This is a genomic window from Sphingobacterium chungjuense, assembly GCF_011316935.1.
GTDB classification, from domain to species: Bacteria; Bacteroidota; Bacteroidia; order Sphingobacteriales; family Sphingobacteriaceae; genus Sphingobacterium; species Sphingobacterium chungjuense.
In genome coordinates this window covers 210,340-226,724 of the sequence record NZ_WLYS01000002.1, presented here as the reverse complement: position 1 = coordinate 226,724, position 16,385 = coordinate 210,340, and the positions used below count along the sequence as shown (strand labels likewise).

Sequence of the window (16,385 nt, the reverse complement as noted above, 5' to 3'; positions counted from 1 at the left end):
TTGCTTTTATGGGATTAACGAAGGAGCCGTTTGGTACGGATTTCATTTGGGGCGTATCTACGGCAGCCTATCAAATTGAAGGCGGTTATCTGCAAGACGGCAAAGGTTTTTCTATTTGGGATGATTTTGTCCGGAAATCCGGAAAGATCGCCAAGGGAGAACATGCAGATGTGGCTTGTGATTTTTATCATCGCTATGACGATGACCTAAAATTGATGCGCGATATGAACATTCGTCATCATCGCTTTTCGATTTCTTGGAGTCGAATTTTCCCCGTAGGCAGGGGAGAAGTAAACCAAGCAGGTATAGATTATTACAATCGTCTGATTGATCACATGTTGTCTTTAGGAATTACACCTTGGGTTACCTTGTATCATTGGGATCTGCCATCGAGCTTAGAAATCAAAGGTGGCTGGACCAATCGAGATGTCGTCGAATGGTTTGGTGACTACGTGGCCTGTTGCGTGCGAAATTTTGGAGATCGCGTAAAGCATTGGATGGTATTGAATGAACCCATGGTATTCACTGGCGCAGGTTACTTTCTAGGAATTCACGCGCCAGGGCGCCGCGGATTGAACTCCTTTCTAGCGGCCACCCATCATGCAGCATTAGCGCAAGCACATGGCGCGCGCATCATAAAATCATTACAAGCAGAAAGCATCGTTGGCACCACTTTTTCCACTTCTCATATCGAACCTTTTAGCGCTAAAGATCGTGATGTGCAAGCTGCCAAGCGAGCAGATGCTTTACTTAACCGCTTGTTTGTAGAGCCTTTGCTTGGACTAGGCTATCCTACCGAGGAGATCAAAACGCTTCGCAAGATTGAGAAGTATATGCAAGCGGATGACGAGAAAAACCTAAAGTTTGATATGGATTTAGTAGGCGTACAAAACTATACCCGTGAAATTGTGGCGCATTCGTATTTTATCCCTTACTTACGAGCCAAATTGGTCACGGCGCAAGATCGGCAAGTGCCTGTCACGACCATGAATTGGGAAGTATATCCAGAATCGATTTACCATATTTTGAAAAAATATAGCGCTTACGAAAATATGCCTCCCTTGATGATTACCGAGAACGGTGCATCGTTTCCAGACGAAGTGACGCAGGACAAAGTCTATGATCCTGCACGCACACAATACTTGCAAGATGCCATAGCACATATGCAACGCGCAAAAGACGACGGAGTAGACGTTCGAGGCTATTTTGTATGGACTTTCTTAGACAATTTCGAGTGGGCCGAAGGTTATGATCCGCGTTTTGGTTTGGTACACGTGGATTTCGAAACGCAGCGTCGCATCATAAAAGATTCGGGCAAGTGGTATGCAGATTTTTTGCGTGATTAAAGAAAGTGTCCTATATTGAGATCTTGAAGATGTCGATCAGCCAAATAGCGAAAGAATTACATGTTTCCAAATCCACGGTCTCTCTGGTGATCAATGGTAAGGCCGAGCAATCTCGGATCAGTAAGGAATTGGAAAAGCGCATTTTGGATCACGTTCAAAAGATCGGATTCAAACCCAATGCATTGGCAAAAAGTCTAGCCACCGGAAAAACCCGAACGATTGGACTCATTGTAGAAAATATTGGCGATAGTTTTTTTGGGCCGATTGCATTGCACATTGAAGAATACTTACGCGCCCATGGATACCACGTGCTGTACAGTAGCACGATAGGCAGTGCCGAAATAGCTCGGGAGATCATCGCCTCGATGATGGATCAAAAAGTAGAAGGTCTTATCATTTCTCCTACAGCGGATTTAGAATCTGAGATTTCAAAAGTAGTTTTGTCTCATATTCCGCTGGTCGTATTCGATCGTAAAGCCAATCTTTCGGATGTTAATTATGTGGGGACTAATAACTACCTCGCTAGCGAGCAAGCGGTAAAGCATTTGATAGCGCAAGGATACACACGTATAGCTATGATAACCAGTGATTCGCAACAGTCTCAAATGTTGGAAAGGTTGGACGCTTATACGACACAGTTAAAGCAGCATCATTTAGAAGAACGCATTTTGCGGATACCATTTTCCGCGCCTACGGAACAGCGTGTTTTGTTTATTCAAAATTTCCTAAAAGCGAATAATTTAGATGCCATATATTTTAGTACCAACTATTTATGTATTTCTGGGATCAAAGCGACTCAGCAAGCTGATCAAGCTAAAAAGTACGCTTTATTATCCTTTGATGATCATGAGGTATTTGAGCTGTTCGACCCACCAATTAGCTGTGTACGCCAACCTATCGAAGAAATCGCGCAAAAGATTGTCGATAATGTGCTGGCACAAATCGAGGCCAAAACAAAGCAACCTACAGACCATATTATTCCTTCCAAACTACTTGTAAGAAAAAGTACCTCTCAAGGGTAATTTGTTTTTTTTATTGATTTGATATACCTTTATCGCATCATGCAAAACCGGTTTTGCATTGATAGTTTTAAACCTAATAAAACTACTTATGATAAAGCATCATTTACTACATCGAATGAAGGGAGGGCTGTACATTGTTTTTTGCGCATCGCTTTACCTGCCTATTGGCGCATTCGCTATGCGCGATGTGTCGCACAACAACACCGCAAATTTATGGATTGCCCAGCAGCGTTATCGGGGAACGATTGTCGATGAGCAAGGAAATCCGCTGGCGAATGCCACTGTAAAAAATTTGCAACAGAGCACGGCCACACAATCCAATGCACAAGGGGAGTTTGTGTTGGAGGGAAAGCCTGGGCAAGTATTCGAAATTGCGTATACAGGCTTCGCTACCCTATCGCATACGCTTACCGCGGAGATTGAATTGCGCATCACGATGAATTCAAGCAGTCAATCGGTTGATGAAGTTGTTATTATGGGATATAATAGTCTGCGCGAAACCAACGTGTCCGGCGCAATAAGCCGCGTAGACATGGCGGTAGCGGAGAAGCGTCGGGTGCAGGATGTGTCGCAAATGTTGCAAGGTGCAGTCGCTGGTATCAATGTAACACAGGCAACAGGTCAACCTGGTGATCCGATTGATATACGCGTGCGTGGTGTTGGTACGATTGGGAATAATTCGCCCTTATTTGTAGTGGATGGTATTCCTACGACGAATTTTAGTTTCATCAACCCGAATGATATAGAATCGATGTCGGTATTGAAAGATGCTTCGGCTGCGTCCATTTATGGTTCACGTGCGGCGGCAGGTGTTATCTTGGTCACCACTAAAAAAGGCGTTGCGGGCGATGCCCGTTTTGATGTCAATGTATTCTCTGGGATACAACAAGCGACCAATCTTCCTAAGATGATGAATACGACTCAGTATTTAAATACGGTAGAGCAGGCTTGGGCAAATAGCAATAGTAGCGGAACGAATCCATACACCGCAGAAAAACAACGGACAGATTTGGCCAATACCAATTGGCTAGATGAGTTGTTTGAAACAGGACAAACGAACAGTTTTCAGATTGGTGCTTCAGGCGGATCCGAAAAAGTAACCTACCGTTTGGCCACAGGCTATTTTAGTCAGAACGGAATATTGAAATTTGATAACGACAAATACCAACGTTTAGAATTCCGTAGCAACGTGTCGGCCAAGTTGCATGATCGTGTGCAAGTGCGTTCCAACTTATTGCTCAATCATCAGGAGCGTATGGTCGCTTCGTCTCGCGGCGATGCGCCAGGTATTATCCGACATGCACTCTTACGTCCGCCGGTTTTGGGCGTGTACAAAGATCCTAGTGATCCGACGTACAATGCCGATCGACCATTTACTGATTTACCATTCTATCAAGGGCCGGGAAATTTCCGCTCTGAGCTGTATGAGTGGTCTCAAAATCCGGTCGCAGCGGCCTATTATTCCAACAATAATCAGCGCCAGTTTAAACTATTTGGTAACGTAGAAGGATCGGTAGATATCTTGGCCGATCGGTCGTTGAAATTCAGATCAGTTTTGGGGCTTGAACTCAACTTCAACCACAATAAAGCATTTTTTGCCAACTACGGTGACAATGATGGTGGCGGTGAAGCGATTGATGCAGGAACCGGAAGGATAAATAGACCAAATGGCTTGAATGAAGACCGCGGCGAAGATTACACCCTTACGTGGAACAATGTCTTAAGCTATGACAAGCAGTGGGAAGATCATCAGATCAATGCCTTGGTAGGTACCGAATTTATTGTCAACAATAGCAGCTCGATCAATGCCTCTCGTCGCCGCTTCGAGTATGAGTCGGATCGGTTCCACTACATAGATTTAGGAGACGTGAATCGAGATCTCTGGAATGGCGGTTTTGCACAAGAATGGGCACTTTTTTCTGTCTTTACCTCGGCCACCTACGCGTATAAATCGCGCTATACGCTGACTGGAAACTTGCGTGCTGATGCTTCATCGCGCTTTGGATCCGACAATAAATGGGGATATTTCCCATCTATATCCGCTGGCTGGATCGTGAGCAACGAATCCTTTTTTGAGCCCAATAGCACGTTGTCTTATTTGAAAGTTCGTGGTTCGACGGGTACATTAGGTAATCAAAATATCAATAACTACGCCTACCTCACCATGTATGGTCGGGAGGGAAATATCACCCGTTACGGTAATCCTTCTTTGCGTTGGGAATCGACTACGCAGCACAATATTGGGGTGGATATGCGCTGGTTAAACAATAAGTTAGACATTACGGCCGATGTGTTTAGCAAACAAACGAAAGATATTCTATTGCTGCTGAGCTTGCCAAGCTTTGTGGGTAATGTAGATGCCACCTATGTGAATGCTGGTCAGGTAAACAATGAAGGTTGGGAGTTGAATGCACGCTATCGCGATTCCTTTGCAAAAGATGGTACATTCAGCATTGGCGGTAATTTAACCGGTTTGCGCAATAAAGTAGCTGCTTTACACGAGAACGTACCACGCATCGTTGGGCCAGTAGCGCGTGCCGAAGTCGGACAACCTTTAGATGCTTACTTCGGTTACGTGATGGAAGGCATCTACCAAAACCAAGCGGAGGTGGCTGCGCATCAGCATGGATTGAGCACACCATTGAGTAAACCCGGAGATGTTCGTTTCAAAGACTTGAATAACGATGGCATCATCAATGATGATGACCGTACATTTATTGGAAATCCTATCCCGCGTTTGAGCTATGGTTTTTATGGCGATGTTTCTTATAAAGGATTTGATCTAAACGTGTTTTTCCAAGGCGTAAAAGGAGTAGATCGCTACAATGATGGTATGCGTATTGTGGATTTTGATAGCCGTCCATTTAATTATACAACACGTATGTTGGATGCGTGGAATGGGGAAGGTTCTACTAATAGCTTGCCGCGCGTCGCTTTTGAAGATACAGGCGTGAGCCGTTTCTCCTCTTTATACATCGAAGATGCTTCTTACCTCCGTTTGAAAAATGTGGAATTGGGCTATTCATTTCGTCAGCTACCCGAGCGTTGGGGAATTTCCAATGCACGCGTGTATGTCTCTGGTCAGAATCTCTACACTTGGACAAACTACACGGGCTTAGATCCTGAAAATACAGAATTGATTGATCGGGGTACTTACCCACAAGCCAAAACCTTTTTATTTGGTGTAAACCTAACTTTTTAAACCATGAATACAAAACTCATATATATAGCGAGTGCCGCCTTGTTGTTTTCCAGCTGTTCGAAATGGTTGGATAAAGATCCGATAGGCATTCTGACACAAGAACAGGTACAGGTCGATCCTACAGAAGGAACGATTGTTACGGGTGTACAATTTGCGTATCGCCCACTTTCTAGTACATTAAACATTTTTGGTGAATGGGATTGGACTGGCGGATTAGTGGTTCGTCCGGATTTTATTTTGGAAGACATCGCCTCGGGCGATGCACTAAAGAAATGGGTGCCCGATGGCGATCAGGCTTGGATGGATGATGTGGCCAATTATAATTTTACGGCAGAAAATGGTGCATTTGCAGGAATCTGGCGATTTAACTACGACGGCATCGCTCGCGTGAATATTACGCTATTTCAGCTCACTGATCCAGAAACACTAGCCAAGGTTAATATTAGCGAGGAAAGAAGAAAGCAATTACTAGGTGAAAGTGCCTTTTTGCGTGCTTTCTACTATTTCGACCTAGTCAAATATTTCGGAGATGTACCCGTGGTATTACAACCATTAGAAAACTTCAACGATGCGTATGATGTGGCTGTTCGTGTGCCGAAGAGTGAAGTCTATGCGCAGATAAAAGCGGATTTAGCAATAGCATTAGAAAATCTGCCACGCGCAAAATACTCGAATGCGCAAGAGCGCTGGCGCGCATCGTACGGTGCTGTATTGGCTTTAAGAGCAAAAGTAGCGCTTTTCGAAAACGATTGGGATGGCGTTATTGATTATACCAATCAGTTGGAGCAAACCGGTTTTTATGGGTTGAATCCAAATTATTTCGACGCTTTTGATAATGCGAAAGCCTATCAAGAACAGGAGAATATCTTTATTTACGATCATGAAGCTGGTCTGCAGCCACCGCGAGGTAATGGCCTCACGGCGTTGATGGGATGGGGCTTCTTAGCGCCTTCCACTCCGCTTTTGGAAGCATTCGAAGCCGGAGATCCGCGTTTAACCCAATCCTATAATACCAACTCCCGTTCGATCTATAAACTTTTGGGCGCGCAAAATGATGGATTCAAAGGAAATGAAAATTCGCCCGTTGATCGAATTTATATACGTTATGCGGATGTATTGCTTTGGAAAGCCGAAGCTTTTATTGAAAGTAATCGAATCGCAGAAGGTATAGCCATTATCAACCAGATTCGCCAACGTGCTCGCGGTAGCCAATCGGTATTGCCTGATCGCGCGACATCGGCCAGCAAAGAATTGGCAACAACATGGTTGCGGCATGAGCGACGTGTGGAATTGAGCTTTGAGGCGCATCGATTATCTGATCTGCGCCGCTGGAAAATAGCCAAAACAACGCTCAACCAAATTGGAAAACCTTATTTAGATATGCACGATTTGTTCCCAATACCACAAGGTGACGTGGACAAAACTGCCGGTAAAATAGTACAAAACCCAGGATATTAATATGAAAAAGCGACTTTTATTTTATGCCGTAGCGATCGCTGCAATCAGTGCTTGCGGTGATGCCGAGAAAAAAGAATCCACCATCACAACGCCCGATTGGACATTAGGAGGATTTGAACGACCAGAAGGGATCAATCCAGTGATCAGCCCAGATTCTACCACAACTTTTCTAGATCCGATGTCGGGTAAGATGGTGCGTTGGGAAGAGAATGATACCTTCAATCCCGGAGCCGTGGTAAAAGATGATACGATTTTTGTGTTGTATCGTGCCGAAGATAAGTATGGAATTGGTATTGGTTTCCGGACATCGCGCTTAGGCTTGGCGTACAGCATCGATGGTTTGCATTTCACCAGAGATAAAACGCCGGTGTTGTTTCCCGATGAGGATACTCAAAAAGCCTATGAATGGCCGGGCGGAATCGAAGATCCACGTGTAGCGGTGACCGAAGATGGTACTTTCGTGGTCTTTTACACCCAATGGAATCGCGATGTTCCTCGTTTGGGTGTAGCCACTTCCAAAGATTTGCGCAACTGGACGAAACACGGGCCAATCTTCGCAAAATCGACTTACACCAAGATGATGGATATGCCACACAAATCGGCTTCGATCGTTACTACGTTGAAGAACGATAAGTTGGTGATTGATAAAGTGAATGGCAAATATTGGATGTATTGGGGCGAGCACGGCGTCAAAGGAGCTACTTCTGATAATTTGATTGATTGGGAACCGGTGTTGGACGAGCAAGGCGAATTAGCGACTTTCATTAATGTGCGTAAAGGATATTTTGATTCTGCACTCACCGAATGTGGGCCACCAGCTATCAAGACCGATAAAGGGATTCTTTTATTATACAATGGCAAAAACCACGACGGACAGGAGCAGGCTGATCCACGTTTTACACTAGGCACGTACAGTGCCGGCCAAGTTTTATTCGACGCGAATGATCCTACCAAGGTTATCGAGCGGTTGGATACGCCTTTTAAAAGACCGATGGAGGATTTTGAGAAGTCGGGGCAATACGTAGATGGAACAGTATTCATCCAAGGATTGGCTTACTACAAATCCAAATGGTTTTTGTATTATGGTTGTGCTGATTCTAAAGTGGGCGTTTCTGTGTATGATCCAAGTCGTCCGGCCAACTTTGATCCACTACCGTAAGCGCAAATGGAGATCGAACTAATCTTAGCAATAGATGTAGGCGGCACGCATATCAGTGCCGCCTTGATTAACAAAAACACGATGCGTTTGCATCAGCAAGCGTATGTACGTGGGGAGGTAGACAGCAATGCTAGTCGGGAATCTATTTTGAATGATTGGGATGAGGTGTTGAGCCGTGTATTGAACTTAGCACAGTCTGCTGTGCATGCTTGCGTGATCTCTATTCCCGGGCCATTTGATTATGTGAATGGCATTTCGGAAATGGATGGTATGCACAAATATCAGGCAATTCTTGGTATGGATGTCAAGCAGTATTTATATGATAAATATCTTATTCCAAGAGAACATATTGTGTTTTTCAATGACGCACACGCCTTTTTATTGGGTGAGATATACCATCATCAGTTGGCTGATGCCACGGTAGTGGGTTTGACGCTGGGAACTGGACTGGGCTCGGCGCTCTACGATGGCGGGCATGCGAAAGATCTTAATTTTGGATCTGCTGCTTTTCGCGATGGAATCGCAGAAGACTATATCTCGACCAGAGGCCTATTGGGTCACTTAAAAATGCAAGGTATAGATCAGTATAATAATGTGAAGGAAGTAATGTGTGATCCGAATAGTGATACGCATCGCGACATCACAGTTGATTTTCTCTCCCATAGTTTGATAGACTTTCATCAACAATACATTCATGCTATAGCACCTGATTATGTCATTATCGGCGGGAGCATTGCAAAATCCCATCACCTGTTCCTAGAGAAAGTACGTGATCGGATAGAAATTCCGATTCGTGTCGCCTCTTTTGACGAAATAAACCTATTTTACGGAATGATTTCAAATATAAACCTATGAAAAATGTATGGAAATTCTCGCTGATAGCGTCTTTGGGCGGCTTTCTCTTTGGTTTTGAGACAGCCGTGATATCTGGCGCGGAGCGAATAATACAACGACTTTGGGACCTAGATTCCTTTTGGCACGGCCTAACGGTGTCTATGTCGTTGATCGGTACCATAATCGGTGCGATCGTCGCGGGTAAAGCCGCAGAAAAGTACGGCCGAAAACCTACTTTAACCTTTGTCGCAGTATTGTACTTACTCTCTGCGATTGGCTGTGCGGTAGCACCCATTTGGTCTGTTTTCTTGTTTTTCCGCTTTTTAGGTGGATTGGCAGTTGGTATCAGCTCCGTAGCCGGACCTGTTTACATCTCCGAAATTGCTCCCGCAAAAGATCGCGGCAAGCTAACGGGCTTGTTTCAGATCATGGTGGTTTCTGGTATTTTCGCGGCTTACCTAACCAATTACCTGTTTTCGGGGATGGGAGATGAAGGTTGGCGTTATATGTTGGGTATTATGGCGGTGCCATCTATCTTGTTTTGTATACTGATCTTAACTGTTCCGGAAAGTCCGCGTTGGGTGCTATTGCACCGAAGTAGGGCAGAAGCCTTGCCACTGTTTGATCGTATTGGGCAAGTTCCAAGTGATATGATTCCTGTCAAAAAGGTAGAGCAAGTCAATCTTTTTCAAAAAGCATATACCAAGCCGATCATTATGGCTGTATTACTCGCTTTCTTTAATCAGATGGTGGGTATCAACGCGATCTTGTATTACGCTCCGCGTATCTTTGAGATGGCTGGATTCGATGGCGAAAATGCCTATTTGCAACCGATCTTTATTGGCGGTACCAATCTGTTATTTACCCTCATCGGTATGAGTATCATTGATAAATTTGGCCGTAAAAAATTATTACTGACCGGTGCTGTCGGAATGTTTGTGTTTTTGTTATGCGCGGCTTTTGGGCTTCTCGATGGCGGTACGCCTTATTTGCTGTGGTATATTGTCGGTTTTATTGCTGCATTTGCCCTTTCGCAAGGTGCGGTGATTTGGGTTTTTATTTCAGAAATCTTCCCGAACGAGGTGCGTTCACAAGGTACATCACTTGGTAGTACGACACATTGGTTGTTCGCGGCCATTGTTTCTGGTTTGTTCCCAATCATTGTAGAGCAAATATCGGATGGTGCCTTTTACATCTTCTTGTTCTACGCAATTATGGTCGTATTGTCCTTTATTTTTATCCTGTTTATCCCCGAAACAAAAGGGAAGTCTTTGGAAGAAATAGGAGAAGCAACACATTAAACCTATATTTACCGGATCGGCTACTAGCCACATAACTAATTAAAATCAATACATGTTACGATCAAGCAAACTATCTGAAGATTGGGTAGTCGTTATTTTAGGTGCGGCCATTATCTTGCTAGCTTTGGCTGGTATAATTATTCCAAAACCATCTTTTGGATGGGACTCTGGCGAACAATTCACCAGTAAAGTACTCTCTTCAGATAATTTATATCGAGTATTGCAGCAGTTTGCGCTTACTTTTGCGATCGCAATAATGGGTGCTATCTTGCTGAAAAAACCGTTAAAGTCGCTCGTCATTGTATTCCCAATTGTGTTTTTACTGACTATCGTTGCACTTGCTATTGCTGGCAATAACTGGATTCAGGAGTATAATTTGGAGGCGGTTATTTTCAGTTTAGGAATTGGATTGGCCATTAGCAACTTGTTTCGATTGCCGGATTGGTTTAAAGAATCGCTTAATACCGAGCTGTATGTGAAGATTGGTTTGGTACTGTTGGGTACCACGGTTATTTTTAGAGATATCTTGAAAGCTGGATCTCTAGGCTTGATTCAGGCTTTAGTGGTTGTTATTTCAGTTTGGTATTTTGCATTTTGGATTTGCAAAAAGTTAAAGATCGATAAGGAAATGTCGCTGATGCTTTCTAGTGCTGTTTCGATATGTGGTGTTTCGGCAGCTATCGCGACTTCTGGAGCCATTCAAGGCGATAGCAAAAAGCTTTCTTATGTGATTTCTCTGGTGTTGATCACCGCCATTCCGATGATGATCTTTATGCCTTATATGGCCGATTGGATGGGACTTTCGCAAGAGGTAACAGGTGCATGGCTAGGCGGTAGTATTGATACGACAGGAGCCGTTGTGGCATCGGGTTCGTTGGTAGGAGAGGAAGCTTTGAAGATTAGTACAATCGTTAAGTTCTCACAGAATGTCTTGTTGGGAATTGCCGCATTTTGCATCAGTGTCTACTGGACGTACTCCAAATCTGTTGATGACGAAACAAAACGGGAGAAACCGACCTTAAGAATAATCTGGGAACGCTTTCCAAAGTTTGTGGTTGGTTTTGTTGCGGCATCATTGTTATTCTCTTTTGTTGTGCCTCAGGTACAAATCGACGCGGTGAAAGATAGTCTGAAAAGCTTACAAGGATTGTGGTTTGTATTAGCGTTTACCTCGATCGGATTGGAAACCAATTTTAAAGATCTATTTCAACATAATAACAAGAAACCACTATACGCGTTCTTAATCGCGCAAACTTTCAATGTGATTGTAACGTTGGTGATTGCCCTGATATTGTTCAGGTAATCGCATTAGTTTAATAACAATAAAGCCTGATAATCATCTTGATTGTCAGGCTTTATTGTTATCGGATAGTGTGGAATTTTACCGCCAACCCAATCCTGGTGCTACATGCTCTAGTATGCTGGATAACACATGCACATTGTAATCTACACCCAGGGTGTTAGGTATCGTCAATAATAAGGTGTCAGCTTCTTGGATAGCTTCATCCTGCGCCAATTCTTTAATCAGTTGATCTGGTTCTGCTGCAAAGCTTCGACCAAAAATAGCCCGTTTGTCGGCTTCAATCACACCAATTTTGTCACCTTTATCATTTTCATGTCCGAAATACAAACGATCTTGATCATTGGTGATGGCAAATATAGAACGGCTCACTGAAACACGTGGTTCACCGGCATGGCCTGCTTTTTTCCATGCTTCGCGATATAGGCGGATTTGTTCTGCTTGTTGTATGTGGAATGGTTTGCCATTTTCATCATATTTTAACGTTGAGCTCTGCAAGTGCATGCCTTGTTCGGCTGCCCAGATAGCTGTTGCATTGGAAGCTGCTCCCCACCAGATCCGGTCGCGCAATCCCGGGGCATAAGGTTCTAAGCGAAGCAATCCCGGCGGATTTGGAAACATCGGATAAGGGTTTGGCTCTGCAAAACCTTGGCCGATCAATTTATCCAAAAACTCCAAAGCCTTGCGTCGACCCATATCAGCATCCGTCTCGCCATCTTTCAGTTCGTGACCGAAATAACGCCAACCGTCGATCACTTGCTCGGGCGAACCTCGGCTAATCCCTAACTGCAATCTTCCTTCAGAAATTAAATCTGCTGCACCCGCATCCTCTACCATATATAGTGGATTCTCGTAGCGCATATCAATTACTCCCGTGCCGATCTCGATTCGATTTGTCTTTGCGCCTACGGCGGCTAATAGCGGGAATGGGGATCCCAATTGTTTGGCAAAGTGATGTACACGAAAATAGGCGCCATCTAGACCCAAATCTTCTGCTGCTACTGCTAAATCAATGGATTGCAAAAGCGTATCGCTCGCGGTGCGCGCTTGATAGGCAGGATGATTAGACCAATGTCCGAAAGATAAAAAACCTAACTTTTTCATAAGCGTAGTGATTCATGTGTTTGTGCAAATCTGCATGCGAACACGATTAAATATCTAGTACAAAGATACGAAAAAATTACGTGTTATAACATGTAATTTTTTTGTCTGCCGGATGTCAAATCGCATCGAAAATGGTAGGCTAGCAATTTATTGTATGTCAGAGTCTTTTGTTTCCGACCTCTTTTTGCGAGGGTCGAGCTTTTTCTTAAAATATTTAACCAGAGATTTTTCATCCTGCTCTTCCATATCACTCAATTCTAACTCCAAAGCACGATTACTAAAATGAATTTCGATGAAAGATAAGATCAGTGAAATCGTGAAAAATAGTAGACTTAAAGCAAAGGTTGTTTCGATGAGAATCACATTTTCTAGATAAATAGCATACACACATGCAATACATGCAATAAAACTTAGTACGCCCATACCTTGCATCTGGCGAATTAATTTTAGCCGAAAGCGCAAGTTGCCAATCTGACCTTTTAACACACCTCCTTGACGATGTTCTAAATACTTAGCGTGAAGCGATCTTACCAAGGCTGCGAGTGCGAGAAAACGATTCGTGTACGCTAGCATAATCAAACTGATTGCAGGAAATAATAGCGCTGCGGTGCTGTATGTAATCATATATAGTTTAAATATAGGAAGTATGTCGTTAATATTCGTGATAATGAGCTATTTCAGTGTGTATAGATAGCGTCTCATCAGTAAATTGCACTTATGTGCGAAATAAACCAGTAGATATATTTCTATTTTGTAAAAATAGAGTCTTTACCAATATACTATATAGAAAACATCACTTATGTTATAAGGTGTCATTGTGGTCATACTTTTACATTACGAAAGAATTCCATATTGTGTTATTTTGTAAATAATTAGCATAGTATGTATGTATAAGTTTTGTTTCAAAAAACACATCACTAGCCAATCGTCAGTAAGTTCACAGTTTAGGTAGAAATTGAGCAAAAAGATCTAATTTTTAGACTCTTTTTATTCATAATGTCGGTGTAAGTCTATGTGGTATTGCATATAAAACACGTATATTTACGCGATTGATTTTTCTATCTGATGTGATAATACGGTCAATCAGATGCTGTATTTCAAAGAACAGTTTGCTTTGAGGCACGTACATCTATGTAAAAACACCTATTTAAGACATACCAAAATGACAACCCTTGTTATCTTTAAAAGAAAGATTACCACAACCGTTTTTCTATCCTTGTTATTTTTAGTAGTAACAGCAGCAGAGAATAGATCTGAAAACCCATTAGCTATTGATAGCTTGAATCGGCTGAATGATCTCGCTGAAGATTTCAGTGATCAGGGACTTGTGGATAGTTTAGAAAAATACAGTAAAATTACGTATGATATTGCTAAACGTGAGAATGATTATCAACATGTTTTAGAAGCGGCCAATAGGTTAGCAATTATTTACGAGAATCAAGGAGATTTACGCCGTGCACTTCAATTTTATAAATCTGCTCGAGACTCCGAAAACGAGCTGTATAAAGAATCGACTGCACAGCGCTTATTAGAAACAGAACGACTTAAAACTGAATATACCGTCAAACAAGCGGAAGCATTAGCTAATCAACAGGCTGAAAGTAGGAAGAGTACCTTGATGATTATCGGCATTTTCTCTTTAGCCGTTATTTCTAAAACATTCTTACTCTATATCATTATTCGGCGAAAAAAATCGCACAATAAAGAGTTGCGCATCGTATTGGATCAAGTAGAAAGGCAAAATTTGCAATTAGATGAAGGATATCGCTTCAAACAACATTTGATATCTGTAGTGGCACATGATCTTCGTACACCTGTAGCAAGTATCATTTCATTATTAAAAATGTTTGAAGATGGCTACCTCTCCGAGAATGAAACCAAAGATATGTTGCAGAAAGCTAGGAAAGAGATGGATACGCTTAAGAAATTCCTAGATGAGATGCTTACTTGGATCGTGGGCCAACGAGATGGGCTTCGCTCTAGGTCAGAATCTTTTGACATGTCCACAGTCGTTGATGAAACGGTAGATATCTATAGGCGTCGTGCAGAGAAGAAGAAAATCGCACTAAATGTAGATGCAGCATCTGCCGTTTTCGTAAGAGCGGATAAGCAGATGATCAAGATAACGATGAATAATTTATTGAATAATGCATTGAAGTTTTGTACAGCGGACGATCATATAGATATTAGTGTGAAACGAATTGAAGATGGTAAAGTGCGCGTAATGATTCGAGATACAGGCGTCGGATTCGATACGAAGATCGATAGAAAATTAACAGAACTTTCTCAAAAAGGCGTGTTAGGAACTTGGGGAGAGAAAGCTACAGGTATTGGTTTGTCTTTGTGTATACTGTATCTAAATGCTAATAATACACATCTAAACCTGAAATCAGAACCTGGTGAAGGCGCTCAGTTTTGGTTTGATCTAGAGATGGCATATGAGGAAGGAACAAAAGTGGCCAGAAAATAACCTTATTCTATCTAGATCAGATCATTGTCGTGCGCAAATCTTATCAACTGGCCGATTGAATTGCAATCTGCTTTTGCCATCATTTTGCGTCTGTGTGCTACAATAGTGTGTTTACTGAGGAACATTTTTTCAGCTACTTCTGATATACTACTACCTAAGGAGAAATGTTTTAATAATTGAAGCTCGCGTGGCGTGAATGCAGGAACTTGGTCAAAGGTGTCAAGTATGTCTTGCAAATTTTTATCTATAGATATCTCTCCTTTTACAACATCATTCGTTACTTGAATCATGGTAGGCACATCACTCGACTTACTTAAAATTCCATGTGGTTTTGCTAAAATGAGGTTACGTATCACACTTGTGGATACGGCACTGGTGATAAAAATGATGTATGCTTTCTTATTAAGCCGCTTTATTTCTGAAAATACCTGCAAACCATTGTCATTATACAGGTAATAATCTAAGAAGACATAAACCTCCTTTGTGCCAAATTCGGTCATATGTGCGATAAGATCTTCGGCCTTAGAAAAAGATTGTACATTTTCAAAATGCATGTAACGTTCCAGTAAGAGCGTAAAGGAATCAGCAAATAGCTGGTGATCGTCCAGCACAAAAGCCTTTCTGCGTAATATGATATCTTGAGACATAGAAAATCTGTTGCAAGCAAATATACACTATGCAATTTGGTTTAATGGCACTGATGAGTAGCAAATTTTTGCTATATCATTAGCAAGCAAACGAACTGTTTTTGATCGTCTAATTTGAATAGTTAGATTTATTAGATACGTGATTTAGTGCTATGAAGCTCATCCTTCGCGAAAAAACCTAACCATACTAACTCATCAGGATTGAGCTGTTGTCCTTTTCGTGGTTTGAACTCGATGTAGGAATCATCTTCATCTATAGAGTAATTGACTTCGCATGCGAACCTGATGCGCATGCAAAATAAATTATTGTCTAATACCTTAATCATGGCACCGATAATATTGGGATTTGCAGCTATTCGCATATGGTTTCCTATTAATGAATATGTGTGAATAAAATTTAAAAGTCAGATAGAATCCTATACGGTTTAGTTCATTTTTTGTGAAACAATTAAAATTTCTTTCAACAAAACGAGTCGTTCTATTTTGGTAAATAAATTTCCAAAAATATGAATACTAATTGCAACTGATTAACGCGTTTAGGT

13 protein-coding genes are annotated in these 16,385 nt (G+C 42.2%); 9 read left to right on the top strand and 4 right to left on the bottom strand.

The features are described 5' to 3' along the window. The first annotated feature begins 8 nt into the window (after nt 1-8). From GKO22_RS05740 to GKO22_RS05705, 8 genes are all read left to right on the top strand, one after another. Nucleotides 9-1,346: a GH1 family beta-glucosidase gene (locus tag GKO22_RS05740; protein ID WP_166333134.1), complete on the top strand. Its 1,338-nt coding sequence runs from the start codon at nt 9-11 to the stop codon at nt 1,344-1,346. Nucleotides 1,347-1,351: 5 nt separating this feature from the next. Next, nucleotides 1,352-2,368 carry a LacI family DNA-binding transcriptional regulator gene (locus tag GKO22_RS05735; protein WP_166333132.1) on the top strand — a complete coding sequence of 339 codons (1,017 nt, stop codon included), beginning with the start codon at nt 1,352-1,354 and terminating at the stop codon, nt 2,366-2,368. An 88-nt stretch (nt 2,369-2,456) separates the two neighbouring features. Continuing rightward, a complete protein-coding gene (locus GKO22_RS05730) occupies nt 2,457-5,570 on the top strand; it encodes a SusC/RagA family TonB-linked outer membrane protein (protein WP_240920157.1) in 3,114 nt (1,037 codons plus the stop codon). A 3-nt stretch (nt 5,571-5,573) separates the two neighbouring features. Further along, nucleotides 5,574-7,028, top strand: coding sequence for a RagB/SusD family nutrient uptake outer membrane protein (locus GKO22_RS05725; protein ID WP_166333130.1), 1,455 nt, complete (start codon nt 5,574-5,576; stop codon nt 7,026-7,028). 1 nt (nt 7,029) lies between these two features. Beyond that, nucleotides 7,030-8,187 (top strand): glycoside hydrolase family 130 protein, encoded by a 1,158-nt coding sequence (locus tag GKO22_RS05720; RefSeq protein WP_166333129.1) that lies wholly within the window; start codon nt 7,030-7,032, stop codon nt 8,185-8,187. A 6-nt stretch (nt 8,188-8,193) separates the two neighbouring features. Further along, a complete protein-coding gene (locus GKO22_RS05715; protein ID WP_166333128.1) occupies nt 8,194-9,042 on the top strand; it encodes an ROK family protein in 849 nt (282 codons plus the stop codon). Then, a complete protein-coding gene (locus GKO22_RS05710; RefSeq protein ID WP_166333127.1) occupies nt 9,039-10,322 on the top strand; it encodes a sugar porter family MFS transporter in 1,284 nt (427 codons plus the stop codon). Before GKO22_RS05715 ends, GKO22_RS05710 begins: the two co-directional genes overlap by 4 nt. Before the next feature lie 52 nt (nt 10,323-10,374). Then, nucleotides 10,375-11,625: a YeiH family protein gene (locus GKO22_RS05705; RefSeq protein ID WP_166333126.1), complete on the top strand. Its 1,251-nt coding sequence runs from the start codon at nt 10,375-10,377 to the stop codon at nt 11,623-11,625. Nucleotides 11,626-11,703: 78 nt separating this feature from the next. On the opposite strand, the gene GKO22_RS05700 is transcribed toward GKO22_RS05705, so the two are convergent. Together GKO22_RS05700 and GKO22_RS05695 are read right to left on the bottom strand one after the other, a co-directional pair. After that, a complete protein-coding gene (locus GKO22_RS05700) occupies nt 11,704-12,726 on the bottom strand; it encodes an LLM class flavin-dependent oxidoreductase (protein WP_166333125.1) in 1,023 nt (340 codons plus the stop codon). A gap of 147 nt (nt 12,727-12,873) precedes the next feature. Further along, a complete protein-coding gene (locus GKO22_RS05695) occupies nt 12,874-13,350 on the bottom strand; it encodes a DUF2721 domain-containing protein (protein ID WP_166333124.1) in 477 nt (158 codons plus the stop codon). A 538-nt stretch (nt 13,351-13,888) separates the two neighbouring features. Between GKO22_RS05695 and GKO22_RS05690 the strand changes: the two genes are divergently transcribed. Beyond that, nucleotides 13,889-15,196, top strand: coding sequence for a tetratricopeptide repeat-containing sensor histidine kinase (locus GKO22_RS05690; RefSeq protein ID WP_166333123.1), 1,308 nt, complete (start codon nt 13,889-13,891; stop codon nt 15,194-15,196). An 11-nt stretch (nt 15,197-15,207) separates the two neighbouring features. Here the strand turns inward: GKO22_RS05690 and GKO22_RS05685 are convergent, their stop codons facing one another. Together GKO22_RS05685 and GKO22_RS05680 are read right to left on the bottom strand one after the other, a co-directional pair. Continuing rightward, nucleotides 15,208-15,843, bottom strand: a complete 636-nt coding sequence (locus GKO22_RS05685; protein WP_166333122.1) for a response regulator transcription factor — start codon at nt 15,841-15,843, stop codon at nt 15,208-15,210. A gap of 131 nt (nt 15,844-15,974) precedes the next feature. Further along, entirely contained in the window at nt 15,975-16,205 is a 231-nt protein-coding gene (locus GKO22_RS05680) for a hypothetical protein (RefSeq protein WP_166333121.1), read from the bottom strand. Nucleotides 16,206-16,385: the final 180 nt, after the last annotated feature.

Bases quoted from the DNA above. Each gene is read 5' to 3' on its own strand.
- GKO22_RS05740 (WP_166333134.1), top strand. From the start codon at position 9: ATGGGATTAACGAAGGAGCCGTTTGGTACGGATTTCATTTGGGGCGTA.
- GKO22_RS05730 (WP_240920157.1), top strand. From the start codon at position 2,457: ATGATAAAGCATCATTTACTACATCGAATGAAGGGAGGGCTGTACATT.
- GKO22_RS05725 (WP_166333130.1), top strand. From the start codon at position 5,574: ATGAATACAAAACTCATATATATAGCGAGTGCCGCCTTGTTGTTTTCC.
- GKO22_RS05720 (WP_166333129.1), top strand. From the start codon at position 7,030: ATGAAAAAGCGACTTTTATTTTATGCCGTAGCGATCGCTGCAATCAGT.
- GKO22_RS05715 (WP_166333128.1), top strand. From the start codon at position 8,194: ATGGAGATCGAACTAATCTTAGCAATAGATGTAGGCGGCACGCATATC.
- GKO22_RS05710 (WP_166333127.1), top strand. From the start codon at position 9,039: ATGAAAAATGTATGGAAATTCTCGCTGATAGCGTCTTTGGGCGGCTTT.
- GKO22_RS05705 (WP_166333126.1), top strand. From the start codon at position 10,375: ATGTTACGATCAAGCAAACTATCTGAAGATTGGGTAGTCGTTATTTTA.
- GKO22_RS05700 (WP_166333125.1), bottom strand. From the start codon at position 12,726: ATGAAAAAGTTAGGTTTTTTATCTTTCGGACATTGGTCTAATCATCCT.
- GKO22_RS05695 (WP_166333124.1), bottom strand. From the start codon at position 13,350: ATGATTACATACAGCACCGCAGCGCTATTATTTCCTGCAATCAGTTTG.
- GKO22_RS05690 (WP_166333123.1), top strand. From the start codon at position 13,889: ATGACAACCCTTGTTATCTTTAAAAGAAAGATTACCACAACCGTTTTT.
- GKO22_RS05685 (WP_166333122.1), bottom strand. From the start codon at position 15,843: ATGTCTCAAGATATCATATTACGCAGAAAGGCTTTTGTGCTGGACGAT.
- GKO22_RS05680 (WP_166333121.1), bottom strand. From the start codon at position 16,205: ATGCGAATAGCTGCAAATCCCAATATTATCGGTGCCATGATTAAGGTA.